Genomic DNA, 25,466 nt, shown 5'->3' with positions numbered 1-25,466 from the left:
CGCTTCGGAGATCACGCCGTCACTCGCCGCCTTCGGGCGCCAACCGGTCGGCGGCGCGGATCCCAAGTTCGTATCCGTACACGCCCGCGCCTGCGATCACCACGCGCGCGACCGACGAGATGAGGGAGTGCTGGTAGACGGCATCGCGGGCGTGGATGTTCGTGATGTGCACCTCGACGACGGGGCGGGCGAGCATCCTGAGCGCATCGAGCAGCGGCACCGACCGGAAGCTGAAGCCCGCGGGGTTGATCACGACGATCGCCTGCTGGCGGAAGGCGTCGTGCACCCACTCGACGATCTCGTGCTCGGCGTTGGATTGCGCGAAGAAGAGCTCGAACCCCAGCTCGCCTGCTACCCGCTCGCAGTCGCTGCGCACGTCGTCCAGCGTCGCGGAGCCGTACAGCTCGGGCTGGCGCAGACCGAGCATGTTCAGGTTCGAGCCGTTCAGCACGAACAGCTTCCTGGCCATGCGTCATTCCTTTCCGGCGACCATCCGGGTTCCTCCGATGTCCCGCGTCGCGGGCTCCGCGCCGCGGAGCGCATCGGAGGCAGGCGGCCGCGCTACATCAAGCCGAGCAGCGTCGGCAGGCTCGTGACGATCACCGGGAACAGGGTCAGGAGCAGCAGGACGATTCCGAGCGGGATCAGGAACGGCAGGATGCCACGGAACAGCTCCCCCATCGGCCTGCGCGTGATCGACCCGACGACGAACAGCACTGCGCCGACCGGTGGCGTCAGCGATCCGATCATCAGGTTGAGGATCATGATGACGCCGAGCTGCACCGGATCGATTCCGAACTGCGCGATGATCGGCATGAGGATCGGCACGAGCACGAGGATCACCGGCGGGGCCTCGAGGGGGATGCCGAGCAGGATCAGCAGCACGTTGAGCATCAGCAGGAACACGATCGGGTTGTCGGTGAATCCCGTGAGCCACTCGCCCAACGTCCGCGACACCTGCTCGCGGGCGAGCACCTGACCCATGAGGTTCGACGCGCCGAGGATCAGGAGGATCCCAGCGGAGATCACGACCGTCTCCTTCGCGGCATTCCAGAACACCCGCCAGGTCAGCGTGCGGTAGATCGCACCCAGGACGAGCATGTAGACCGCCGCGATGCCCGCGCTCTCGGTGGGGGTGAAGAGCCCGCTGAAGATGCCGCCGAGGATGATCACGGGCAGCATGGCCGGTCCGATCACTCGCACGGCCGCCTTGGCGAGCATCGAACCGACGAACGGCCGGCTCACCGCGACGTCGGGGTGCCGGCGCACCCAGAAGAAGATGTACGCGGCCAATCCGAGTGCCATGAGCATGGCCGGGATGATCGAGCCGGCGAAGAGGGCACCGGTCGAGATGGACGCGGTCGCGGCGAACAGCACGGCGGGAATGCTCGGAGGCATGACGGTGCTCATGAGCGAACCCGATGCCGTGAGGCCCGCCGAGAATCCGTATGGGTAGCCGGCCTTGAGCATCTGGGGGATCTGAACCTTGCTCGTCGAAGCGGCGTCGGCGAGCGCGGAGCCGCTGATCCAGGAGAAGCCGATCGCAGTGCCGAGGTTCACGTAGGCGAGGTTGCCGCGCAGCCGAGGCAGGAGCGCCCGGGCCAGGTCGTAGAGCCGCGTGGCGATGCCGAGATGGTTGGCGATGGTGCCGACGAAGATGAAGAGCGGAACCGCGAGCAGCGGGAAGCTGTTGATCCCGTTCACGATCGACGAGATCGCGTAGCCCGCCGACAGGCCGTGGCTGTAGAAGTACAGCATGCTCGACGCGATCATCGCGAACGCGACGGGCACCCGGAGCAGGAGGAGGACGACGAACAGCAGGAAGTAGAGCCAGAGGTCCAAGAATCAGCCTTCCATCTCGCCGATGTCGAGCTTGCGCTCCGGACGGTTCGCGAAAGGGATCTTGAAGGTGGAGTGGATCGCCGCCGACAGGAACCCGACCAGGGCGAAGAGGTACAGCGTCCCGACCGGCACGTGCATCGCCGCGCTGAGCCTGCCCCACTCGGTCTCGATCTTCACGAAGGCCTCGTATGCGAGGGCGAGGCTCGTGGCGACCATGATGACCGCCGAGGTGACCCGCAGGGCGACGAAGAGCCGCCTTCCGGCGAGCAGTTCGTCGAAGATCTCGAGCACGATATGGCCGTTGCGGCCCACGAGGTATCCGGTCGTGATGAAGGTCATCGCGATCATCGACATGAGGGCGACCTCGCCGGCGCCGACCCAGCTGATCGAGGGGAAGTACCGTCCGAGCACCTGGTACATGACGCCGAAGACGATCAAGGCGAACAGCGTGACGCCGATGGCGATCTCGATCGCGGAGAGGACCCGGATGAACACGGGGTCGGCGGGAACGCCCTTGTTGAGCTCGGGGCCTGCGTAGAAGGTGTCGGTGTGCGGGTAGATGGAGTCTCCGAGGGCGGCCTCCGACGCCTTGGCTGCGTTCTCGGGCTCGACGGGCTCGCCCTCCTCGGGCTCCGGCCCCGGGTCCTTGTCGGTCATGGCGTCACCGCCACGGTGTCAGGGTGCATTGCCAACCTCTCTGTTGATGCGGGGCCGAGCGTGCTCGCGCACATCGCTGCCCCTGCGACTCTGGTCTGCGATCCGGTGTGTGCAAAGTCGAGTCTCGCCGAATGGGACACGGTGCGCACAGGCCGATCCGTCTCCGTCGAGGACGACGGAGACGGATCGGTGCGCGTGGGAGATCGGCTACTTGATGACGGTCACCGTCGCGCTCGAAGCGAGTTGCTCCTGAACCCCCTGCGCGATGCGCACGTTGGCCCTCAGGGTCAGCGTCACCTCCCCTGTCGGCACGTTGTTGTCGACGTCGGCGGCGTCGAACTGGACGATGATGCGGTTCGCGTTCGCCGTCACCTTCGAAGCCGCGATCGGAGTCGGCGACAGCGGCGTGAGCAGGACGGCACCGCCCTCGTACTCGGTTCCCGCGGGCAGTTCGAACTGCGCCGTGACCTTGCCGTTCACCCCGGTGAAGAGCCCGGTTCCCGAGCCGAGCTCGAGCCTGCTCGGCGTGAAGGTCAGCGACCCCGGCTGATCCTGCGGCTCGAGGTACACCTCGATCTTGCCGGTCGGACGCGGATCGGTGCAGTCGTTGAAGAAGTACTCGCCCGCACGGTCGAACGTGTGCTGGTACGTCTCTCCCGGCTGGAGTTCGACGTTGAACTCGCCCTCGAAGAACTGCGTCGCGCAGTGCGGTTTCAGGTTCGGGAAGTTCGGGAACGTCTCGGCTCCGGGGTTGCGGAACGTCACCGTGGTGCCGACGGGCACCCGCAGGTGCGTGGGCTGCATCCCGTTCTGGGAGACGCTGTCGCGCGCTGATGCGGTGTCGGCGGTGCGGCTGGTCCGTGCGAGGAGCACCGTGTTGCCGACCGTCTCGCCCGCGACGGCAGCGCCGCCCACCGGGCGACGGATCGTCAGCGGTGCCGTGTCCGGCGCCTCCTGGCTCCCGGACTCGGTCGTGTAGCTCCCACCGAGCTTGAACGCCCAGAGCGAGTCGCCCTCTGTGACCGACCCGCCGTACGGGTTGGTGGACCCGGCCGCGAACACCGCCACGTACTGCTCACCGTCGATCTCGTAGGTGACGGGCGCAGCTGCGATTCCGGATCCCGTCTGGAAGTCCCAGAGCACGTCGCCGCTGGCCGCATCCATGGCGAGCACCCTGCCATCGATCTGCCCGACGAAGAGCAGGTCGGACGCGGTCGTCAGCGGTCCTTGACCGTGCGACATGTCGGTGCCGAGGTGGTTGCGCCACGCGACTTCGCCGGTCGACGCGTCGTAGGCGAGGATGCCTCCGGTCTGGTACTGCCCGATGGGCCGCAGGCCGTTCGCGGCAGCGCCGTTGAAGTGCGCCACCGGGTTCGTGCCGTACGGGTAGTAGACGAGATTCGTGCTGTGGCTGTACGAGTGGTTCGACCAGTCGGCGCCGCCGTTCTGGCTGGTGGTCGAGAGGATCGGCGCGTCCCACTGGGGGTCGTACATGCAGCCCTCGCGATGGTCCGACGGGGAGCCCTCGGGATAGGTGAGGAACGGTTCGTCCACGGCGACATAGCTGTCGGGATCGAAGACGAGGTTCCCGTCCGCGTCCGGCTGGTAGCCGTTGTAGTTGGGCACTGCACGCCAGGGGTCTCCGGGGATGTCGTCCGGGTCGAGCTTCTGCCACACCACGCAGTCGGGCAGCAGCCGCGTCGCGGGGAAGGGCTGGGTCACGGCGTGGTTCTGCCGCGAGTCGGTGATCATCGGCTCGTCGATCACCGGGAGCACCGGCTCGCCGTTCGTGCGGTCGAGCACGAACTGATGGCCCGACTTGCTGCCGTAGAAGACGACCTTTCGCTCCTCGCCGCCGATCTCGATGTCGGCCAGCGTCGGCGGGTGCACGTTGTCCATATCCCAGACGTCGTGGCGGATGGACTGGTAGTGCCACTTGTACTCGCCCGTGGTGGCGTCGACGGCCACCATCGTGCTCGAGAAGAGGTTGTCGCCGGGACGGAGGGACCCGTTTTGCGAGGAGGTGCAGCTGCGGGCGTTCCCGAACGTCATGTAGTACATGCCGAGCTCGGGATCCACGGCGCCGTGCATCCATGACGTGGCGCCGCCCTCCTCGGCGCAGTCGGTGCCGTCGGGGAGCACGGGACCCCACGTCTGCGACGCGTCGAACGTCACGCCGTCGACCCCCGTGAACTGCTGGCCGCGCTTCGGCCCGCCGAAGAAGTGCCACAGATACGAACCGTCCGTCGCGTCGAGGGCGACGACGGCGCCGCGGTCGCCGTCTGCAGCGTGGGCATAGACGATCCCGTCGAAGTACACGGTCGCGACCTTCCCGACGCGTCCGAGATCCTCACCCTGGGGGCCGGTGGGCTGCACGGCCCAGATCTCCTCCCCGGTGGCCTGGTCGAGCGCGACGACGCGGTTGCCGCCGGCGAGCGTGAAGATGCTGCCATCGCCGGCCGAGACGCCTCGGCGCGTGCCCGACAGCCCGTAGACGTCGTTCTCCCACTTCCAGACAGGATCACCCGTCGCGCCGTCGACGGCGATCACGCCGCCGCTCGGGGTGTCGAGGTAGATCACGCCATCGACGACGATCGGGGTCGTCTGCTGCCCCGCGTCATCGGACGCCGGCGCGACCGCCGACACGTGGGTTCGCCAGGTGGGTGCGAGATCCTTCAGGTTCTGCTTCGTGATCCGGGTCAGCCCCGAGTAGTGCTGGTTGCCGAGATTGCCGCCGACGGTCGGCATGTCGGCGCCGGTCGGCTCCAGGCCCGTCAGCCCGGCGGGCGGGACGGGTTCGGCGGGTCGCACCAGTCCGTAGGCGGGTGAGGCGGCCACGGCGAGCACGACCAGTGCCCCGACTCCCGCCGCTCCCAACCTCATGGTCAGTCGTTTGCGCATCCGTTGACTCCTTGATCGTCGTTGATCCGACGTCGGAGGGGCTCGCGCCCCTCCGACGTCACCTGGGGATGCCGCCCGACCTGCCCGACCTGCGGGGTCGGTCATTCCGGCCAGCGCTCGGACGCTAACCCTGGAAGCTGGAGCGGGCAATCGTGCGACCCATCGAGTGGTACAACTGCCCCCGTCGTGCGGCCTCGCCCACCGGACTTCCGATGCCCTTTCTGCCCAATGGGACACGCTTTGTCGACGACGACGGCGTGTGCCTACCATGCGGCAGTCGGCACCCACGCCCATGGACGGAGTTGTCATGGCTGCTTCAGCACCGAAATCCCTGTCGCCCGAGCAGGAACAGGAACTCGAGGAGGTGTTCGCGCGTGCGCGGGCGGCGCTCGCGATCATCGAGACCTATGACCAGGACCGCGTCGATCGTCTGGTCCAGGCCGTCGCATGGGCGGTCGCGAACCGCTCCGCGTTCCGTCGGTTGGTGGAGATGGGCATCGAGGAGTCCGGCCTCGGCGACTTCGACAGTCGCATGAACAAGCGGATGAAGATACGCGGCGTCCTTCGTGACGCACTCCGGAGCCCCTCGGTGGGCATCATCGAGGAGGATGCCGAGAAGGGGCTCGTCAAGTACGGAAAGCCGGTCGGCGTCATCGGATGCGTCGTCCCGACGACCAACCCCGACCTGACCCCCGCCGGCAACGCCATCTACGCGATCAAGGCTCGCGACGTGGTGGTGTTCTCACCGCACCCGCGGTCGAAGCACACGACCTTCGAGACCGTCCGGCTCATGCGCGAGGCGCTGGAGGCGGAGGGCGCTCCGTCCGACATCCTGCAGTGCATCACCCTTCCGAGCCTCGCGGCGTCGCAGGAGATCATGCGCCGGTCCGACCTGGTGATCGCGACCGGCGGCCAAGGGCTCGTCCGGGCGGCGTACAGCTCTGGCACGCCCGCGTACGGCGTGGGCGCGGGGAACGCGACTGAGTTCGTCGACGAGACGGCCGACCTCCAGGAGACGGCGCGCAACTGCATGCTCTCGAAGACCTCGGATTTCGGCTCGGGCTGTTCGGCGGATGGCAACGTCCTGGTGCCGTCGGCGAGATATCGCGAGATGCTCGAAGCGCTCCAGGCAGAAGGCGGTTACCTCGCTTCAGCGGACGAGCGCGCGGCGCTGCAGTCGGTGATGTGGGACGAGGAAGGACACCGTCTGCCCGACACCGTGGCGGTCTCACCGCAAGCACTCGCGAACGCCGCGGGGTTCGACATCCCGGCGGACCGGAGGTTCATCCTGGTCGAGGGCGACGGTATCGGCGAGGACCGGCAGTTCTGCAAGGAGAAGCTCACGACACTGATGGCGGTCCACGCCTACGAGGGGAGCTTCGAAGACGGGGTGGAGCTCGCCAAGCGCCTCTACGACATCGGCGGCAAGGGCCATTCCTGCGGCATCGCGTCGACCGACGACGCGCACATCGACTACTTCGCGCGTCGAATGCCGGTGTCGCGCATCATGGTCCGCCAGCCCAACTCGAAGGCGAACGCGGGATCGTTCACGAACGGGATGCCGATGACCTCGTCGATGGGATGCGGCACGTGGGGAGGCAACATCACATCCGAGAACGTCTCCCTCCGTCACTACCTGAACACGACGTGGGTCTCGCGCACCATTGCGGAGGATCGGCCGTCCGACGAGGAGCTGTTCGGAGACTTCTACGACGCCGTGCTCGAGTCGGCGGACGCGACGATGGCAGCCGCGCCGTGAGCACGACCACTGATCACGGTGACGAGCGCGTGCCGACGACCGCGTCGCCCCAGGAGCTCGTCGACGAAGCACGACGTTGGTGGCAGACGGACATCATCGACGTCCGCCCGGGTGAGATCTCGCTTCGCGGCTATCCCATCCAGGAGCTCATCGGAAACGTCGGGTTCGTCGACACCATCTGGCTCATGCTGCGAGGCGAGCTGCCGTCGCGTGCACAGGCGGCCCTCTTCGAGGCTGCGCTCGTGGCGTCCGTCGACCACGGACCCGCGGCACCTTCGATCGCGATCGCCAGGATGGCGACCACCTGCGGTGCCCCCGTCAACAGCGCGATGGCCTCGGCGATCAATGTGCTCGACGACGTCCACGGCGGTCCCGGCCAGCAGTGCATGGAGTTGTACCTCGAGATCGACGCCGAACTCCGGCGTGTGGGGCATCTCGACGACATGGTGCACCTCGACGAAGCGACCCGGCTCGTCCTGCAGCGCCACCGCGACGCGGGTGTCCGCTACTTCCCCGGGTTCGGCCACCGATTCCATCCGCTCGATCCGCGCACGCCGCGCCTGCTGTCGCTCGTCGACGCCGCGGCTGCGGAGGGGGTCGTGAACGGCCGCTTCGCGGCGATCGGACGCGCCGTCGAGGACGCGATCAGCGAGGGGAGACCGAAGCGGATTCCCATGAACGTCGACGGGGTGACGGCCATCATCTACTGCGAGCTGGGCCTGACTCCAGAACAGGGACGCGGTGTCTTCATCCTCGCGCGCTCGGTCGGCATCCTGGCGCACGCCGTCGAGCAGATGACGCAGGGAGGGCGCATCAAGGGTCCGATGCCGAAATCCATCGGCTACACGTACACGGGTCCCGCGCGCCGACCCCTTCCCAACGACCTCGACAGATGAAGGAGACCCACATGAAGGACCTGGTGTCCAACCAGATCGTCCGCTACCTGGAAGCGCGCGACGTCGAGCACGTCTTCGGGCTGTGCGGGCACACGAACATCGCACTGCTCGCGGCGCTGGAGCAGAGCGACCGGATCTCCTTCGTGAACGTGCGTCACGAGCAGATCGCCGCTCATGCGGCGGACGGCTACGCGCGGGTGACCAAGCGGACGGGGGTTGTCCTGACTCACCTCGGTCCGGGTCTGACGAATGCCACGACCGGGGTGGCGAACGCCGCACTCGACTCCATCCCGATGGTCGTCATCGCCGGCGACGTCCCCACGCACTACTTCGGGAAGCATCCGCACCAGGAGATCAATCTCCACGCCGATGCGGCGCAGTACGAGATCTACCGGCCCTTCGTCAAGCGTGCGTGGCGCGTCGATCAGCCGCACCTCATCGCCGAGGTGCTGGACAAGGCCTTCACCCTGGCGGAGAGCGGCCGCCCGGGGCCCGTGCTCGTCGACGTGCCGATGGACGTCTTCTCCGCGGAGATCGACGTCGAGCTGTTCGACAAGGTGGTCGGCAACACCCGCTCGCTCGCGAGGCCCAGCCTCGACGAAACGGTCGCCGAGCGCATCGTGCAGAACCTGCTCGAGGCGGAACGGCCCGTGCTCTACGTCGGTGGCGGCATCATCGCGGCGGATGCGGCAGCCGAGCTCGCCGAGTTCGCCGGGCTGCTGTCGCTCCCCGTCGCGCACAGCCTCATGGGCAAGGGTGCGATGCCCGACGACAGCGCCCTCGTCCTCGGCATGACGGGCTTCTGGGGAACGGCCTTCACCAACGAGACGACCCGCACGGCCGACTGGATCCTCGCGCTGGGCACCCGGTTCGCCGAAGCCGACTCGAGCTCATGGTATGCCGAGTACACCTTCGACATCCCGGGCACGAAGCTCATGCAGATCGACATCGATCCTGCTGAGCTGGGGCGCAACTACCCGCTCGCGATCGGCGCGCTGGCGGACCTCAAGGCCGCGCTGACCGTGCTCGTCCGCGTCGCGCGCCGACTCGCTCCTGAAGGTGTGCAGCGCGACGAACTGCTCGCGCAGATCGCCGTGAACCGCGCGCAGGTGAAGCTCCAGAACGCGGATGCGCAGGTCTCCGACGACTGGCCGATGCGGCCCGAGCGGATCCTCTCCGAGACTCGGGAGGTGCTGCCGCCGGACGCGATCATCACCACGGATGTGGGCTGGAACAAGAACGGGGTCGGTCAGCAGTTCGACATCCTCACTCCTGGCACGTTCCTCACACCGGGCGGCTTCGCGACCATGGGCTTCGGCGCGCCGGCCGCCGTCGGTGCCAAGATCGCCCGCCCGGACCGCGTCGTCGTCTCGCTCGTGGGCGACGGCGGCTTCGGGCAGAACCCGGCGGTGCTCGCCACGGCGCGCGAGCAGAAGGTCCCCGTCGTCTGGGTCGTGATGAACAACAACGCCTTCGGCACCATCGCGGGGCTCGAGCAGGCCGCCTTCGACACGACGTACGGGACCGTGTTCGGAGACGCCGACGATCCCATGTACACCGACTTCGCGGCGATCGCGGAAGCGTACGGGGTCACCGGCATCAAGGTCGACTCCGCAGCGGAGTTCAAGCCCGCCCTCGAGCGAGCGATCGCGCTGGAGGGCCCGGTCGTCATCGACGTGGCGATGGTCAACGTGCCGACGCCGACGACGGGCCACTGGAACATCCTCGACATCTACTCGCCCGGTGAGACGGTCGAGCACGTCGCGACGCACTGACTCCGCGGTCAGCGATTCGCCTCACCGATCGTTCGGCGGTCCACTCATGAGATTCGTTCCCGATGCTCGAAACGTCTCCATCTCGACCGTGTGCTTGTCGGGCACGCTCGAGGACAAGTTGCGCGCGGCCGCCGCGGCGGGCTTCGCCGGGGTGGAGATGCTCGAGTACGACCTCATCATGTCGCCGTGGTCTCCTGGCCGATTGGCCGAGGAGGCTGCGGGCCTCGGCCTCTCGATCGAGGTCTATCAGCCGTTCCATGTCGAGACCGTCCCTCCCGACCTGTTCGCCGCCAGCCTGCGTCACGCTGAGCGGAAGTTCGACCTGCTGGCCGAGCTCGGCGCGCGCGTCCTCGTGTGCTGTTCCTCGCGAACCTCGACGGGACGTGACGACGACGATCTCACCGTGGAGCAGTTGAATGACCTGGCGGACCGCGCGGAGCAGCGCGGACTGCGGCTCGCGTACGAAGCCGTGCCACGGGGACGCATCCGGACGCACGAGGATGCCTGGCGGATCGTCCAGCAGGTCGACCACGCCGCGCTGGGCCTGTGTCTCGACAGCTTCCACATCCTCTCGATCGAGAACGACCCAGCGGTCATCGCCCCGATCGCGGGCGACAAGGTGTTCCACGTCCAGCTCGCGGATGCACCGCGACTGAATATGGATGTCCGCGAGTGGAGCCTCCATTACCGGATGTTCCCGGGACAGGGTTCGCTCGACGTGGCGGGCTTCCTCAGCCAGTCCTCGCCATGGGATACGCCGGCACCATCGCTCTCGAGGTCTTCAACGACGTCTATCAACAGGAGGATCCCAGGCACGCCGCCACCGACGCGATGCGCTCGATGCGTGCGCTCGCGGAGGCGGTGGCCATGCGTGGCTCGGCGGAGGTCACCGAGCCGCCGTCGAACGGCGACCTGCCACCGGCTCCTCGGCTCGCCGGTTTCGCGTTCGCCGAGCTCGCGGTGGACGAGGTTTCCGCCCCCCTGCTCTCACGTGCGCTCGGCGCGCTCGGATTCGCCCATACCGGCCAGCATCGCTCCAAGCCGGTGCAGCTGTGGGAGCAGGGTGATGCTCGAGTACTGCTCAATCTCGCCCCGCAACGATCGATCGACCCGGCCACCGCATCGATCTCTGCGCTCGCAGTGGAGAGCACCGACCCGACCGCCTCGATGCGACGTGCGGACAGGTTGCTGGCACCGAAGCTCGCGAGGCCCCGCGGACCCGATGAGACCGACCTGAGTTCGGTGGCCGCACCGGATGGCATCGCCCTGTTCTTCTGCGACTCCACCCTCGAGTCCAGCTGGCTGGACGACTTCCGTCCGACCGGGGCACCGGCCGGTCCATCCCCACTGCTCGGGCAGATCGATCACGTGTCGATCACGGAGTCGATCGACGACTTCGATCAGTCCGCGTTGTTCTTCCGTACGGTGCTCGGCCTCGTGCCGGGGGAGTCCACGGAGGTCACGGCCCCCTTCGGTCTCATCCGCAACTGGTCGGCGACGGATCCCAGCGGACGCGTTCGCATCGCGTTGAGCACCACGCCGCTCCGTCGTGGCGATTGGGCACCCGGGGTGTCGAGTCCTCAACTCGTCGCCTTCGCCACGGATGACGCGATCGCGTGCGCGAGGATCATGCGTGAGCGCGGGGCACCGATCCTCGAGATGCCGGGCAACTACTACGACGACCTCGACGCCCGCCTTTCCCTGCCGGCCGGATTCGTCGACAGCCTTCGCGAGAACTCGATCCTGTACGACCGCGGCGAGCGTGGTGAGTTCCTGCACTTCTTCACCGAGATGCTCGGCTCCCGCGTCTTCTTCGAGGTGGTTCAGCGCGTCGACGGCTACGACGCCTTCGGTGACCTCCACAGTGTTCCGTTGCGCATGGCCGCGCACCGCCGCCAGCGACTGCGCATGCTGGCGAGCACGCCGACGGAGGCTACGACCGAACACCGGCACGACTACTCGCTCGCTCACCTGACCGCGCTGAGCCTGTCGCCTCCGGAGCTGGTCGATGCCGCCGCCGCGGCCGGCTATCGGTATGTGGGCCTGCGGATGACCAAGGTCACGGCGCAGGAGCCCCACTACCCGCTGGCGTACGATCCGGCGTTGATGCGGGCCACAAAGACGCACCTCGCAGCGACCGGCATCGAGGTCCTCGACATCGAACTCGCGCGTATCACATCCGGAGACAGCCCCCGCGACTACCTGCGCTTCCTGGAAGCCGGTGTCGAGCTCGGAGCCCGTCACGTCATCACCCAACTGCCCGATTCGGACTTCTCGCGCAAGACCGATCGATTCGCGGAGCTGTGTCAGTTGGCCGAGCCGCTCGGCTTGACCATCGACCTCGAGTTTCCGTCGTGGACGGAGACCCCGAACCTGACGGAGGCCACCCGGGTCCTGCGGGCGGCGGATCAACCCAACGCCGGCTTGCTCATCGACCTCCTGCACTTCGCCCGGTCGGGATCCAGCGTGGAGGAGTTGCGAGGGCTTCCGCCCGAGTGGTTCCACTACGCCCACGTGTGCGACGCCCCCGGCGAGATTCCGGCCACCACGGCAGGATTGATCCACACGGCACGCTTCGAGCGGCTCTTTCCCGGCGAGGGTGAGATCGACATGCTCGGCATCCTCGCGGCCCTGCCTGCGGGCATCCCGTTCGCGCTGGAGATCCCGCGGGCGATGCTCGTGGCGCAGGTCGGCGCGAAGGAGCACGCCCGCCTCGCGATCAGCGCTGCCCGCGGCCACCTCGATGCGGCCCACCTGGTCAGATGATGAGGGTGAGAACGCGAAAACCCCCGGCGAACCGCGGGGTTTCACTTGTATCTCCGACCGGCATCGATCCGGTGAGGCCTCGGGCGACCCTGTCTCTTGAGCCGACCTTCCAGACGGACATCCCTGTTGCGGTTGGCGTACCTCAGCGCGCATCTTCACCGGTCGAGGTATGCGGGCATCGCACCATTCGCCCACAAGCGAACGTTCGGCTCGGCGGACACAGAGAGGATGCGGGCCTGACAGCACCGCCCGTCCCGCGCTTCACCGGGTAGGTGGTCGACCTCGAAGTCGACTAGCTCCCGCTGCCCGCAGCGGAATCCCCCTATTGGGACATCCGGCGTCGTTTGGTCATCCGGCGTCCCGTACAGGACCCGCTTGGGCGACCTCTCCCTGCTGCAGAATCCGGATGGGGTTGCCGAAGGGGTCTCGAACGCCCATGTCAGTACCGTAGAAGTGCTCGGTGGGCTCCTGGGTGAAATCGGTGACGCCGCGCTCGCGGAGCGTCTCGTACATCGCGCGCGCGTCGTCGGTGATGAAGACGAGGCCACTCAGAGCGCCCTTGGTGATCAACTCGCGGATTCGTTCAGTCGTCTCTTCGTCGTGGAGCGGCGGGCCGGGCCGCTCAAGTGAGATCTCGGTGGCTCCGCCGCCAGGGACGCGAACGGTGAGCCAGCGGTAGTCGCCCTGCTGCACGTCATTGCCCTTCTCAAGACCCAGCCTGTTGACGTAGAAATCGAGCGCCTCATCCTGGCTCAGGACGTAGATGGAAGCGACATTCAGTGCGGTTATCATCTTGTTCTCCCGCTCCGTTCTCGTGATGGGCCCGATCTTATGCAGCCGTCACTTGGGGTGGCTTATCCAATCGTGCTCTGTTGTGCTGGGCGCCCAGCGCTGCTCCGAGGTCGCATGGCAGCAAGTTGGACACAGTGGGGCGCCACGATCGGTCCGTGCCCCTCCCGATACGCGCTCGGCGTCTGCCCGACGATCTCACGGAAGGTTCGGCTGAATGTCCCGACGCTGCTGAAGCCTACGTCGAAGCAGATGTCGGTCACGGTGCGGTCACTCTCGCGCAGCAGAAACATCGAACGCTCGACCCGCCGCCGCTGCAAGTAGCGATGGGGTGACTCACCGAAGACAGCGCGGAAGCAGCGACTGAAGTGGGCAGGCGAAATGTGGGCCACGGCAGCCACCGCCCGCACGTCGAGCGGTTCGGCGTAGGACCGGTCCATCGCGTCACGGGCACGCAACAGGCGCCGATTGAGCTCTTCGGCTTCGCGGCTCACCCTCCAAGGCTAGGCGAAACGACGCGAATGCTTGGGTCCTACGAGAGACCATGCGACGCAGTTGCGCTCCTCGCAGATCACAAGCATGTCCAGAAAGACTGCACACCAGCCCATGACCTCGGTGCGCACGCAAAGGGATCCCTCAGCGAACGTCGCAGCACGCGCGCGTGATCGGCCTGGTTCTGGCCACCCGTGAGCACTTGACCGAACGAGGACCAGGCTGGTGAGCACCCATCCGTCAGGTTGACCCTGACGCAGCGTCAACCCTGCATGCTGGTCCCACATTGCAAGACGGATCGGAGACGCCATGATCAGCGCGACCGCGACCCCGAAGTGGACCGGCATGGTGCCGGTCGACGACACTGCTCTCGCCGTCACCGATTCGGGTGGCTCCGGGACGCCGGTGATCTATCTCAACGGCCAGTTCGCGACCCAGGGCTACTGGAGGCGTGTCATCGCCGAACTCGGGCCAGACTGGCGGCACATCACCTACGACGAGCGGGCTCGGGGGCGGACGTCCCGACGTTCGGCGGATTATTCGTTCGAGGCCGCCGTCCGCGATGTCGATGCCGTGCTCGACGCTCGAGGTATCGACCGGGCGCTCGTGGTCGGGTGGTCGTACGGCGCCTTCGTCGCCGCACACTGGGCGAGCCGCAATCCGGACCGGACGATCGGCGCGGTGCTGGTCGATGGGGCGCAGCCGCACGACTGGCTCACCGACGAGATGGAGCACGGGATCCGAACGACCTTCCGTCGCCTGCAATGGCTGATGGTGCCCCTCCGGGTGACCGGACTCACGCCGCGAATGACCGCCCTGGAGATGGCTGAGAGCAACATCGAAACCGGCAGGCTCGCGCGCGAACGGGAACTCGGTCCGGTGATGGACAGGATCACCGTCCCGACCCGGTATGTCCTCGCATCCGGAACGTCGTTCGGCAGCAAAGGCGATGGGCAGGAGAAGATCCGGGCCAGCGTGCCCGCGGTGGCCGAACGCAACCCGCACATCACGATTCACGCCAAGGTCGCGAGCAATCACGGCGCGATCCTCCGCAAGGACTTCCGCGCGATCGCCACGGCGCTCCGCGGCGTCGCCGGTTGAGGCAGTCTGGAGCCATGCTCACGATCAGCCAACTGGCCTCCTACGCCGGGGTGACGGTGCGAACAGTCAGGCACTATCACCAGATCGGCCTGCTCGCCGAGCCCGAACGCGACCACTCCGGCTACCGCAGCTACGACGCAGCCGCCGTCGTGCGGCTGATCCGGATCCGCGTGCTTGCCGATGCAGGCGTCCCCCTCGCCCGCGTCCAGGAACTCCTCGTCGCCGGCCCCGACGAGTTCGCCCGAGCAGTCGAGGAGATCGACAAGGCCTTGAGCGCCGACATCCGTCGTCTCCAGAGCAACCGCATGCGGATCGCCAAGCTCGCTGCCGGCGACAACCTGGCTCTCCCCCAAGTCGTCGTGGACTACCTGGACCGGCTGCGCGTGCTCGGGATCGGCGAGACCTACGTCGAGCTCGAGCGGGACGCGTGGATCATGCTCGCCGCGCAGATTCCGGACATCGACGCCGTGATCGCCGAGAAGCACCGCCAGCTGGACGAGAACCCCGACATGACCAGGCTCTATCGCCTCCTGAGCTCCGCGCCGGAATGGCCGCCGGACGATCCCCGAGTCGTCGAACTCGCCGACATCATCGAGCAGCTCCGCATCCGCGCAGTCGAGAGCGGTGAGGTGGAGATCGGCGGCGCCGATGCGTCGGACCCGTTCTCGGCCCTGCTCGACGCGGCCATGACCGACTCCACGCCGGTCGCCGGACGGCTCCTGTCGATCCTCGAGGAACGCGGGTGGCGTGGCTGGACGCAGCTCGAACGAGTCCCCGAAGAGCAGATCCGAGGCGATCGCTGAGACCGCTACCCACCCCTCGGAGGATCACGGTCCGGTACTCCCACACCAGCCCGCTGAAGGGTCCTCGAGTGACGGGGCAGCTCGCCACGGCCGTTCGGATCTGCGACCAGAGCATGACGCCGATCAGCATCACGGAGATCACCCCGCCGATCGTAAGTGCCCTCGTCGCTGGCATCGACCAGGGGGATGCGGAAACGGCTGAGCTGCGGGACCCACACTGTACTCCCGGCGTCGGCGTCTGTGAAGTCCCTCTGCCGCACGGTCGACGGCGCCTAGTGTGGCGGCGTTCGCAGCCGAGAACGCCTCTTGGAGAGGCTCGCCGACAGGAGAACACGAGGGCCGCATGCGAAAGCGGGGAAGCAAGGCCACCCGGTCGGACACCAGCCGTGCGGTGGCTTTCAGCGATGCGGTCATCGCGATCGTCATCACGCTGCTCGTGCTTGATCTCAGGCCGCCTGAGACCGAGCCCGGAGGGCTGCTGGATGCCCTGCTGGGTGAGTGGCCGACCTACTTGGCGTATGCGGCCTCGTATACGTATCTGGCGGTGATCTGGCTGAACCACAAGGCCGCCTTCACCCGAATCCGGGAGATGGACCGCGGCCTGCAATGGGCGAATCTGGGGATCCTCGCGACGCTCGCGCTGGTGCCGTGGCCGACAGCTGTGATCGCGGAAACGGCAAGGACGGGCAACCTGGCGGACGAGCGGGTCGCGGTCGCGCTCTACGCGCTGGTCGGGGCGCTGCTGTGCCTGTCGTGGCTGGTGTTCTTCTCCCACTTGGCACGGCACCCCGAGCTCACCAAGGAGGAGGTAGACGATTCGTACTTCGCGCGCGAGCGGCCGCGCGCGCTCATCGGGGTCGTGCTGTACTTGGCGGCGGGAACGGCAGGTGTGCTCATCCACCCGCTGGTGGCGTCGGTGATCTTCTTGTTCCTGCCTGCCTTCTACGGCCTCACCAGCCACGGGTTCGACCAGGGACCGGCCTTCCTCCGCGGCGGCGGCGGCGACGACGACGGGCGCGATCACTCGCCGAAAGGCGGTTGACCATCTGCCGCCCGCCATGACGCTGACCTCGTCGAGATCCTGTCGCAAGTGGCCATCTGTCGTGAATCAGAGCCCTCGAGTGGGTAACGGATGCCCGGGCGCGAGCGTTCGCGTGCAAAGAGCGGGGGTGCGCCAGCGGCCCATCGGGCGTCGCGAGTCCCGAGTGTCGTCAGGCCGTGAGCCGTGTGCGCCCGGTGGCCACGTCCGAGAGGCGGTCGAGCCGAAGGCGCGGCAGCGCCTCCGTCTGGCTGCGGAATACGATCGCGAGCGGTCCGGTGCGCTGCACTTCGTGGCTCACTCGTGTGCCGCGGCGCTCTGGCTCGAGCACCCATGAGCAGTGCTCGAGCATGCCTGGCACGTTCCATTCCATGTCCACGTGGGTGGGCTCGATGGCGGTGTACCGGAACTCGCCGCGGAGGCCGCCGGTGACCGTGAGCGAATGGATGTGACCGATCGCCGCGTCGGCGCTGCCGCCGATCGCGAGGAACGCCGGATTCCACTCCGGCAGGGCGAGCGGTCGCAACAGGATGCCGCGAATGGGCTCTGCGGGGGCGGCGATCGTTCGGGATCCGATGCTCATCGGGCAGCTTCTGTCGCCGCGAGTCGCTTGGCCAGCGCCTCGCCGGCGGGTTGGCCCGTGCTCAGGCGGCGCAGCAGTTCGAGCGCCGGTTCGGTGTCAACGCCCTCGAGGGCCGCGTCGATGCGGGCGTAAAGCGCCGTCTCGATCTCGCGTACACGCGACTCGGCTTGCCTGCCCTCCGGGCTGAGCGTCAGCGTGACCTGGCGCCGGTCGCCCGCGGACGCGACGCGCTCGACGAGACCGGCCGAGACGAGGCGGTCGACGAGGCGGCTCGGGTTGGAGCCGCTCTCGCAGACGAGCAGTTCGCCGATACCGCTCAGGGTGAGGGGCTCGTGCTCGCCGAGGATACGGAGGACCTCGGACTGCGCCGGGGTCAGGCCGAGCGCACGGAGGGCGTGGCCGAGTTGCCGGTTGCCCTCGCGTTGGGCGGCGAGCACGAGATAGCGGATGAGTTCGGCCGGGGTCACGACGTCACCCTCCCCACCAGCGCGCGCCGGAGCATGGGGGCCGCGGCGGGGTCGTGCGCAGCCAGGATCAACAGATCGGGGTGGCGACGATTGAGGGCGTTCACCGCGCGGGTCGATTCCAGCAGGCCCGCTCGGTGGCCGACGCCCGGGATGCGCTCCTCCTCGAGAAGCTTGACGTCGTAGGTGAGGTCGCCGACGAACAGCATGGGCGGCATCCCGGGCTGGCGCAGCAGCAAGGACAGGGAGCCTGGCGTGTGGCCGGGCGTGGGCACGAGCACCAGGCTGCCATCGTCGAAGAGGTCGTATGCGGCGGTGAAGGGGGCGATCGACGGGTCGTCGACGGATCGCGGCGTCACCTTCGTCCAGCGCAGGCCGGGCAGGTCGATGTGCTGCTCGAGCAGTCCAGCGAACACGGCGCGGGGCTTGGCGATCTCCGCCCAATCGGCAGCGCTCACCACGATTTCGGCCGCGGTCGCGGCCAGCTCCGGCAGACCGCCGATGTGGTCTTGGTGCAGGTGCGAGAGCACCGCAGTGCGCACGTCGTCGATCCTGTAGCCGAGACCGCGCAGGCCTTCGCTGAGCGTCCCTTCGGCCGGCACGTCGAATTTCGCGAGGCGTGCGTAGATGTGACCGGCAAAGCCCTTCGGAAAGTAGTCGGGGTCGGTCACGGAGCGGCGGTCCTGGCCCGTGTCGAACAGCACGAGCCCCTCCTCGTGCTCGATGACGTAGACGTTGATGGGCCGTGGTGCGGTCCACTTCGTCGAGGTGTTCAACCACCACATGAGCGGAGTGCCGTTCGACTCGACGTGCTGTGGCCTGATCTGGACGCTTCCGGTGCTCAGCACCGAGATGCGGCGGATGGGGGTCATTCGAATCCTTTGCATGTCGTGTCATTTAGTGTCGTGTCATATATCTACCACACCGCGCTCCGCTTCGCGATATTCATGATCCCGACCGCCGTCCGGGGACCCGAGGATATCCTGGGCGTCGGCTACGGCGGGGGCGGCAGCGAGTCTCTTCGCATCACGAGCAGCCGTTCAGGGATTCACACGAACAACGCGCGTGTGGGCGTTGTGGGCAAAGCATGCGCATACATCGGGAGTTGCCCAGCGCGACGAGAAAACCCCCGGCGAACCGGGGGTTTCATTTGTGGCTCCGACCGGCATCGATCCGGTGACCTTTCGATTTTCAGTCCGCGTGGATGCAACGCAATCTGTGGGCTGGGGACCGACAGCCCGATGAATTCGGGCTATCTGGACGCGATGTGATCACCGTGCATCCGGATCAATGGTGGGCAGTTGTGGGCAGTATGTGGGCACGGCTCTCAAGCGGCATCGGGCGCGCCCGTCGGATGACCTGACCTTCCCGACGGACATCCCTGTTGCGGTTGGCGTCCCTTCAGCGGGCATCTTCATCGGGCGAGGTAAACGGGCATCGCACGATTCGCGCAAGCGTGTATTCGGCTCGCCGCGACTATGGGCGCACAGGGACCGTCTCACGGACGAGTCGGCGATCGCCAGCGCTCAGCCGTTTGGGCGAAGGAGAAGCAGGCACAGGAGCTGATCGAAACGACGCCGGCGCGGCGGCACTGGTACGGGTCTATGCTGACGGCGTCGAAGGAGGCTCACCGTGACTGTCGACATCGAGATCGTCCCGCTCGAGAAGCCGGAAGACGTGAACGTCATCGTCGGTCAATCTCATTTCATCAAGACGGTCGAAGACCTGCACGAGGCGCTCGCCGGGGTCGGCGGCGCCCTGAAGTTCGGAGTGGCGTTCTGTGAGGCTTCCGGTGCGCGGCTGGTCAGGCGCACCGGCAACGATGGCTCACTCGTGGACCTCGCGGTCGCGGCAGCGATGTCCGTCGGTGCCGGGCACTCCTTCGTGATCATGTTGCGTGACGGGTTCCCCGTGAACGTGCTCAACCAGGTCAAAGCGGTGCCAGAGGTGTGCTCGATCTTCTGCGCCACGGCGAATCCGGTGCAGATCCTCGTCGCCGTCACCGACGCCGGCCGCGGCGTGGCTGGAGTGATCGACGGCGAACCCCCGGTCGGTGTCGAGAACGAGCAGGATGTCACGGACCGCAAAGACCTACTTCGCGCGATCGGCTACAAGCTCTGACGCGGATCGGACCGACGGGCGCAGAGGGACCGGCTATCTGGAGTGCCACCGGCTATCTGGAGTGCCACCGCGTCGGCGGGTCGCGCGAGCCGCGCGTCGGGCCGACCGCCGAACGATTGCTGACGCCCTTCCGGATCACTCGAAAGGTCCGCTCCAAGCAGACAAGCCACGGATCGAGTGCAGGCGAACATCTAGATGAAGACGTGACGAAGCAGTCAACTACGGAATGGGGCACGGCTCGTTACCGCTTCATCGCTCGTTCCCACCACGGCGATAACAGACCGGTCGCCAGTCATGTCCCGGTCGCTGCAGTGGTTGGCCGTGCGGCCGCGCGATCGGAACCTCGACAGTTCTGCTCGGCAACGATCTTGCTCCGCTCATCGAGACGGTGATTGCGCCGCGCTCCACACATCGACTTCCAAGCGAAGGCGGGCTTTCCCTTCTGCATCAAGAAACGACGAGTCGATGGAATTGCGCGCCAGGCGGGCGAGCTCATCGCTCGTCACGCCGCATCGTTCGATGATCGCGTCGATGTTGTCGTCGATATAACCACCGAAGTATGCCGGGTCGTCCGAGTGGACCGAGACGTTGAGTCCGTGCGCGAGCATCCTTCGGATGGGGTGCCATTCAAGATCGTCGACGACGCGGAGCCTGACATTCGAGAGCGGGCACACGGTGAGCGGGATCCGTTCTGCGACGAGCCGGGCGATGAGTGCTTCGTCCTCGAGGCTGCGGTTGCCATGGTCGATGCGTTCGACGTGCAGCAGGTCAAGGGCGTCGGTGACGTATTGCGGCGGGCCCTCCTCCCCTGCGTGCGCGACGATGTGCAGCCCGTTCGCGCGGGCAAGGTCGTAGAGGTCGACGAACAGCGCTGGCGGATAGCCGATCTCGGCCGAGTCCAGGCCGATCCCGTCGAATCGTGCGTCCTTCTCGAGCAGCTGGGTGAGCAGGTCGACCGCTTCGACAGGCGGGCGGTCGCGCAAGAAGGAGATGATCAGCTTGGTGCTGATGCCGTAGTCGGTCGGCCTCGCTCGTATCGAGTGCGGCCCTGACACCGGCAACCACGACATCGATGGGGATGCCGCGCCGGGTGTGCGCCTGGATGTCGGTCGACACCTCGGCGTGGCGAACACCGGCAGCCGCAGCACGACGGAGATAGCTGCGGGTCATCTGCTCGAAGTCGTCGCGGGTGCGGAGGACCTCGAGGTTGATGTACAGCAGGTCGAGGAACGACTGCAGGTCGGTGAAGCTGTACTTGGATCTCAGTTCGTCCAGTGATTTCCATGGCAGCATGACGCCGTTCCTTGTGGCGGCATCCATGATGAACTCCGGCTCGAGGGTTCCTTCGAGGTGGAGGTGCAGCTCTGCGACTGGCAGTTTCATCGTCCGCTCCGTTCGGTAGGCAGCCGGCGGAAGCTGCGCAGCTGCGCGCCGAGCGGCTGCAGCGTGAAGGGATCGGCTATCGGCACGCCCGTCGACGCGGCTTGGGAGTTGCTAGTTCCGCGAAGACCCCATCAGAAGCATGGCACCCCTCGCCGTCACCGCGCACGCGTCTGTCAGCCAGTCCATACGCACGCGTCTGTCAGCTAGTCCGTTAGGGGACGTCCCGAAGCGGATCCATCGGCCGGTCACCTACCAGACGGTGCCGCGGCCGAGGATCAGCCCGATGAACAGCGGGATGGCATGAGCACGAGGCCGGCCAGCGCGAACCAGAACGCGGCCCAGGCAGCCGGGTTTGAGCGGCGTTCGGTGGAGGAGGACCTGCAGCATTATCTCTTGTCCGCCGCCTGTGAGACCCGCACTGCTCGTGCAGCTGCCGCGACCACCCGACGATCCCGTCTGGCCACCATCGGACGAGAAAGGGCTCGAAAGGCGGTCGCGAACGGCTGCACGCAGATGGCGGGCGGCCCGAATACCGGCCCATCATCGGACGTCCGCAGGCCCGTGGCTTTCTGATCACCGGCCAGGACCGCAGCTGCACTTCTTCAGCGCTGTGCATCGGCAACGGGGTCAGTGGTTGACGTAACTGCATCTGCGATTCGTTATACCGGGCGCCGTGCACGCCGATCCGCTGCGCGAGGGTCTCGAGGTCTGAGAGTTCGTCGGCCGACAGTGGTCACCTGGGTGGCGCCGCTCAGGCTGCGCACAACGATGCGCGTGTGGGCATCGTGGGCAAAGCATGCGCATGCATCCGAAAGTTTGCCCAGACACGACAAGAAAGCCCCGGATAACCGGGGCTTTTCGTTGTGGCTCCGACCGGCATCGATCCGGTGACCTTTCGATTTTCAGTCGAACGCTCTACCAACTGAGCTACAGAGCCTCGGGGCATCCGACCGATCGAAACCGGGGGCAGTGCCTCGATAAGGAGAAAGCCCCTTCTCTCGTAAGGGAAAGGGCTTGTCGCCTGAGCGACCCTGACGGGACTTGAACCCGCGACCTCCGCCGTGACAGGGCGGCACGCTAACCAACTGCGCTACAGGGCCTCGATGTGAAGCTATTGAATTGTACTGCGACCTTCGTGGTGACCCCAACGGGATTCGAACCCGTGCTGCCGCCGTGAAAGGGCGGTGTCCTAGGCCACTAAACGATGGGGCCGGGTGGTCCTGCTGGGCATGACCGCCGACAAGCAAGCATACGTGCCATCGTGCGCGAGCGCAAAACGAGGGCGCCGGATGCCTCGGGGCTCCGTCGGCGGCATCCGCCACACGCGCGCCAAATGCCCGGATCGCGCAAGCACCGCCCCTATCGTGAAGGCTGCCACTGCCCGCACGAGAGCGAGGAGCGCGGGGCTTCGAGCCCGCGTGGACGGGGAACCATGGACCGAACCACACACCGCGAACCGCTCGCCCGAGCCCGCGCGACGACCCCGGATCGGGGCCATCGCCGGCCAGGCGGGCGGGCGTTGCGCGCGCGGGTGCGACACGTCCTGGCCGGTCTCTCGATCGCGACGCTGGCCGTGGTCGGAGCCGTCGCGGTGCCGGCGAGCGCGCAGGCCGCGACCTACCCGACGTGGGACGAGCTGCAGGCCGCGAAGGCGAACACGGCGGCGGGCGCCGCGGCCGTGCAGCAGATCACGTCGCTCATCGCCGAGCTCGAGACGAACGTTGCCGTGACCCGGGCCGAGGCCGAGCGCCGCACGGACGAGCTCATCGAGGCGCAGCAGCGGCACGACGACGCCGTCATGCGCGCGAACCAGATCCAGGCGCAGGCCGATGCCGCGGCCGCCGAGGCCGCGGCTGCAGAGCGCAACGCCGGCCAGGTGGCCGCGCAGCTGTACCGCGCCGGCACCGGCGACGTGGGCGTGAACCTGTTCCTCGACGCGGGCAACGCCGCCGCGACCGAGGCCCTGCTCGCCAAGCTCGGCAGCATGGAGAAGATGGTCGAGCGCACCTCGGGTATCTACAACCGCGCGCAGGAGAAGCAGAACTCGGCGACCGCCCTCGCGGGCCAGGCGGAGGTCGCCCGGGCGGAGCGCGAGAAGCTCCGCATCGCGGCCGAGGAGGCCCTCGTCATCGCGCAGGCCGCGCAGGCCGCCGCGGAGGCGGCCCTCGCGGAGTCGCAGGCGAGGAAGGTGCAGCTCGAGGAGCAGCTCAAGTTCCTGCAGGACACCGAGGCGAAGACCGCCGCGGCCTACCAGGAGGGCGAACGGATCCGACAGGAGGAGGAGCGGCGTCGGCGCGAGGAGGCCATGCGCGCCGGCAGCCCCGGCGTGGTCGCCTCGTCGGGTTGGGCGCGTCCGGCCGCGGGCCGCATCACCTCGGGCTACGGCGCACGCGGCTCGATCTGCTCGGGCGGCGGCTGCTCCGGTTCGTTCCACTACGCCGTCGACCTGGGCACCGGATGCTCCGCGCCCATCTTCGCGGCGAACAGCGGCGTCGTGCGCTTCGCGGGCTATTCGGGCACCTACGGCAACTACGTGCAGATCGACCATGGCGGCGGAATCTGGACCGGCTACGCCCACATCCGGCCCGGCGGCACGTTCGTCGGAGTGGGCCAGTGGGTCGAGTCCGGAGAGAACATCGCCTCGAGCGGCACGACGGGCGCGTCGACGGGATGCCACCTGCACTACGAGGTGTGGAGCGGCGGCGGCCGCATCAATCCCATCCCGTTCATGGCGGATCGGGGGATCGGCCTTGGTTGAGAACCGCACGCGACCCATCTCCCGGGTGAAGCCCGCGACGGTGTTCTCCACCGTCGCCATCGGGGCCGTCACCGCGTCGATCGTCGCCGCCGGCGGGCCGGCGATGGCCGAGCCCGACTACCCGTCGTGGAGCGAGATCGAGCAGGCCAAGCAGAACGAGCAGACCAAGCAGGCCGAGATCGCCCGGGTCGGCGAGCTCCTCGCCGGGCTGCAGCAGGCGGCGGATGCCGCGGTGCAGGCGTCGATGGAGGCGGACGAGGCCTGGCGCGTCGCCATCGACCAGCGCGACCGCGCGGCGGAGCGCGAACGGACGCTCGGGCAGCAGGCCGACGCGGCCGACGCCGTGGCCGAGATCTCGAAGATGCGGGCCGGGCTGCTCGCGGCGCATCTCGCGAAGACGGCCGGCGCCGACCTCACCGCCGAGCTCGTGTTCTCGGGCCAGGACGCGACCGAGCTGCTCCAGCAGCTGGGCATGGCGTCCAAGCTCGGCGAGCAATCGCACGACGTCTACATGCAGGCCGTGGCCGATCGCAACACCGCCGATTCGCTGCGCGACCAGGCGGCGGAGGCCGCGGCCGAGCGCGAACGGCTCGCCGCGCTCGCCGAGACCCGCGCGGACGAGGCCCGCGACGCCGCCGACGCGGCCAGCGCCGCGGTGGCCGTGCAGGAGCAGAAGTCGACCGAGCTGTACGCGCAGCTCGCGGCCCTCAAGGACACCACGGCCGAGCTCGAACGGCAGCGGGTCGAGGGCCAGGCGCGCGAGGCTGCGGAGGCGGCGGCCCGCGCCGCGGCCGCAGCCGCCGCAGCCGCGGCAGCCGCGGCAGCCCAGCAGGCGGCAGCGGCCGCCGCCGCAGCGCAGCAGCCGGCGTCCCCGGGCGGCAGCACCGGTGGCTCGTCGGGCGGCGCTGCTCCGGCCCCCGCGCCGGCGCCCGCTCCACCGAACGCGGGCGCCGTCGAGACGGCCATCTGGTTCGCCAGCCAGCAGCTCGGCGAGCCCTATCGACTGGGCGGGGCGGGCCCGAACGTGTGGGACTGCTCGGGCCTCACCAAGGTGTCGTATGCGCAGGCGGGGATCTACATCGGCACGCACTCGGCGACGAACCAGTACCGCACGCTCGCCGGCCGCGGCCTCGCCGTGCCGCTCTCGCAGATCCAGCGCGGCGACCTGCTCTTCTGGGGCTCGGGCGGCGACTACTACCACGTCGCGATCTACCTGGGCGGCGGCCGCATCATCGAGGCGCCGCGCGACGGCGTGCCGGTGCGCAACTACTTCATCTGGGGGTCGCCCTCCGCGGCCGCCCGGCCCGCCGGCTGACCCCCGCAACCGCACCGGCCCG

20 protein-coding genes, 3 tRNA genes and 2 pseudogenes are annotated in these 25,466 nt (G+C 67.7%); 11 read left to right on the top strand and 14 right to left on the bottom strand.

Annotation, left to right across the window (positions count from 1 at the left end):
• Positions 1-19: 19 nt before the first annotated feature.
• The 4 genes from EV187_RS13695 to EV187_RS13680 all read right to left on the bottom strand — a co-directional run bounded on the left by EV187_RS13695 (position 20) and on the right by EV187_RS13680 (position 5,400).
• Entirely contained in the window at positions 20-469 is a 450-nt protein-coding gene (locus EV187_RS13695) for a type II 3-dehydroquinate dehydratase (protein ID WP_130353613.1), read from the bottom strand.
• A gap of 92 nt (positions 470-561) precedes the next feature.
• On the bottom strand, positions 562-1,842 hold the full coding sequence (locus EV187_RS13690) for a TRAP transporter large permease (RefSeq protein ID WP_130353612.1): 1,281 nt from the start codon (positions 1,840-1,842) through the stop codon (positions 562-564).
• 3 nt (positions 1,843-1,845) lie between these two features.
• Positions 1,846-2,499: a TRAP transporter small permease gene (locus EV187_RS13685; RefSeq protein ID WP_130353611.1), complete on the bottom strand. Its 654-nt coding sequence runs from the start codon at positions 2,497-2,499 to the stop codon at positions 1,846-1,848.
• A gap of 207 nt (positions 2,500-2,706) precedes the next feature.
• Complete coding sequence (locus EV187_RS13680) at positions 2,707-5,400, bottom strand: outer membrane protein assembly factor BamB family protein (RefSeq protein WP_130353610.1); 2,694 nt, start codon at positions 5,398-5,400, stop codon at positions 2,707-2,709.
• 307 nt (positions 5,401-5,707) lie between these two features.
• Between EV187_RS13680 and EV187_RS18790 the strand changes: the two genes are divergently transcribed.
• From EV187_RS18790 to EV187_RS18580, 5 genes and pseudogenes are all read left to right on the top strand, one after another.
• Positions 5,708-7,159: an aldehyde dehydrogenase family protein gene (locus EV187_RS18790; protein ID WP_130353609.1), complete on the top strand. Its 1,452-nt coding sequence runs from the start codon at positions 5,708-5,710 to the stop codon at positions 7,157-7,159.
• Entirely contained in the window at positions 7,156-8,055 is a 900-nt protein-coding gene (locus EV187_RS13670; RefSeq protein WP_242609604.1) for a citryl-CoA lyase, read from the top strand. Before EV187_RS18790 ends, EV187_RS13670 begins: the two co-directional genes overlap by 4 nt.
• Before the next feature lie 11 nt (positions 8,056-8,066).
• On the top strand, positions 8,067-9,830 hold the full coding sequence (locus EV187_RS13665) for a thiamine pyrophosphate-binding protein (RefSeq protein WP_130353608.1): 1,764 nt from the start codon (positions 8,067-8,069) through the stop codon (positions 9,828-9,830).
• 46 nt (positions 9,831-9,876) lie between these two features.
• Positions 9,877-10,506 (top strand): annotated as a pseudogene (locus tag EV187_RS18955) (sugar phosphate isomerase/epimerase family protein); the annotation flags it as partial.
• A 71-nt stretch (positions 10,507-10,577) separates the two neighbouring features.
• Positions 10,578-12,596 carry a TIM barrel protein gene (locus EV187_RS18580; protein ID WP_423190899.1) on the top strand — a complete coding sequence of 673 codons (2,019 nt, stop codon included), beginning with the start codon at positions 10,578-10,580 and terminating at the stop codon, positions 12,594-12,596.
• Between the two features lie 348 nt (positions 12,597-12,944).
• Here the strand turns inward: EV187_RS18580 and EV187_RS13650 are convergent, their stop codons facing one another.
• Together EV187_RS13650 and EV187_RS13645 are read right to left on the bottom strand one after the other, a co-directional pair.
• Positions 12,945-13,388: a VOC family protein gene (locus EV187_RS13650; protein ID WP_130353607.1), complete on the bottom strand. Its 444-nt coding sequence runs from the start codon at positions 13,386-13,388 to the stop codon at positions 12,945-12,947.
• Positions 13,389-13,450: 62 nt separating this feature from the next.
• On the bottom strand, positions 13,451-13,879 hold the full coding sequence (locus tag EV187_RS13645; RefSeq protein WP_130353606.1) for a helix-turn-helix domain-containing protein: 429 nt from the start codon (positions 13,877-13,879) through the stop codon (positions 13,451-13,453).
• A gap of 307 nt (positions 13,880-14,186) precedes the next feature.
• On the opposite strand from EV187_RS13645, the gene EV187_RS13640 reads away from it, so the two are divergent.
• From EV187_RS13640 to EV187_RS13630, 3 genes are all read left to right on the top strand, one after another.
• Complete coding sequence (locus tag EV187_RS13640) at positions 14,187-14,978, top strand: alpha/beta fold hydrolase (protein ID WP_130353605.1); 792 nt, start codon at positions 14,187-14,189, stop codon at positions 14,976-14,978.
• 14 nt (positions 14,979-14,992) lie between these two features.
• A complete protein-coding gene (locus tag EV187_RS13635; protein WP_130353604.1) occupies positions 14,993-15,781 on the top strand; it encodes a MerR family transcriptional regulator in 789 nt (262 codons plus the stop codon).
• Between the two features lie 343 nt (positions 15,782-16,124).
• Positions 16,125-16,823, top strand: coding sequence for a TMEM175 family protein (locus EV187_RS13630; protein ID WP_130353603.1), 699 nt, complete (start codon positions 16,125-16,127; stop codon positions 16,821-16,823).
• A 169-nt stretch (positions 16,824-16,992) separates the two neighbouring features.
• Here the strand turns inward: EV187_RS13630 and EV187_RS13625 are convergent, their stop codons facing one another.
• Genes EV187_RS13625 through EV187_RS13615 form a run of 3 tightly spaced genes read right to left on the bottom strand, consistent with a single transcriptional unit; the run spans position 16,993 to position 18,739 of the window.
• Positions 16,993-17,403: an SRPBCC family protein gene (locus tag EV187_RS13625; protein WP_130353602.1), complete on the bottom strand. Its 411-nt coding sequence runs from the start codon at positions 17,401-17,403 to the stop codon at positions 16,993-16,995.
• Positions 17,400-17,870, bottom strand: coding sequence for a MarR family winged helix-turn-helix transcriptional regulator (locus tag EV187_RS13620; RefSeq protein ID WP_130353601.1), 471 nt, complete (start codon positions 17,868-17,870; stop codon positions 17,400-17,402). The genes EV187_RS13625 and EV187_RS13620 overlap by 4 nt, the downstream gene beginning before the upstream one ends.
• Positions 17,867-18,739 (bottom strand): N-acyl homoserine lactonase family protein, encoded by an 873-nt coding sequence (locus EV187_RS13615; RefSeq protein WP_130353600.1) that lies wholly within the window; start codon positions 18,737-18,739, stop codon positions 17,867-17,869. The genes EV187_RS13620 and EV187_RS13615 overlap by 4 nt, the downstream gene beginning before the upstream one ends.
• A gap of 760 nt (positions 18,740-19,499) precedes the next feature.
• On the opposite strand from EV187_RS13615, the gene EV187_RS13610 reads away from it, so the two are divergent.
• Positions 19,500-19,988 carry an adenosine-specific kinase gene (locus EV187_RS13610; protein ID WP_130353599.1) on the top strand — a complete coding sequence of 163 codons (489 nt, stop codon included), beginning with the start codon at positions 19,500-19,502 and terminating at the stop codon, positions 19,986-19,988.
• A gap of 377 nt (positions 19,989-20,365) precedes the next feature.
• Here EV187_RS13610 and EV187_RS13605 read toward each other — a convergent pair whose 3' ends face one another.
• From EV187_RS13605 to EV187_RS13590, 5 genes and pseudogenes are all read right to left on the bottom strand, one after another.
• On the bottom strand, positions 20,366-21,043 hold the full coding sequence (locus tag EV187_RS13605) for an adenosine deaminase family protein (protein WP_423190892.1): 678 nt from the start codon (positions 21,041-21,043) through the stop codon (positions 20,366-20,368).
• A 31-nt stretch (positions 21,044-21,074) separates the two neighbouring features.
• Positions 21,075-21,308: pseudogene (locus EV187_RS18950) on the bottom strand (adenosine deaminase); the annotation flags it as partial.
• A gap of 927 nt (positions 21,309-22,235) precedes the next feature.
• Positions 22,236-22,308 (bottom strand) — tRNA-Phe (locus tag EV187_RS13600).
• A gap of 89 nt (positions 22,309-22,397) precedes the next feature.
• Positions 22,398-22,471, bottom strand: a tRNA-Asp gene (locus EV187_RS13595).
• Positions 22,472-22,507: 36 nt separating this feature from the next.
• Positions 22,508-22,583, bottom strand: a tRNA-Glu gene (locus EV187_RS13590).
• Between the two features lie 319 nt (positions 22,584-22,902).
• Here EV187_RS13590 and EV187_RS13585 point away from each other — a divergent pair.
• Both EV187_RS13585 and EV187_RS13580 read left to right on the top strand, forming a co-directional pair.
• Positions 22,903-24,129: a M23 family metallopeptidase gene (locus EV187_RS13585; RefSeq protein WP_165391193.1), complete on the top strand. Its 1,227-nt coding sequence runs from the start codon at positions 22,903-22,905 to the stop codon at positions 24,127-24,129.
• Positions 24,122-25,444, top strand: a complete 1,323-nt coding sequence (locus EV187_RS13580) for a C40 family peptidase (protein WP_242609602.1) — start codon at positions 24,122-24,124, stop codon at positions 25,442-25,444. The genes EV187_RS13585 and EV187_RS13580 overlap by 8 nt, the downstream gene beginning before the upstream one ends.
• Positions 25,445-25,466 lie beyond the last annotated feature (22 nt).

It is taken from the genome of Agromyces ramosus (assembly GCF_004216665.1).
In the GTDB taxonomy this organism is placed as follows: Bacteria; Actinomycetota; Actinomycetes; order Actinomycetales; family Microbacteriaceae; genus Agromyces; species Agromyces ramosus.
Note: the sequence above shows the minus strand (reverse complement) of the source record. Positions and strands in the feature narration are given on the sequence as shown.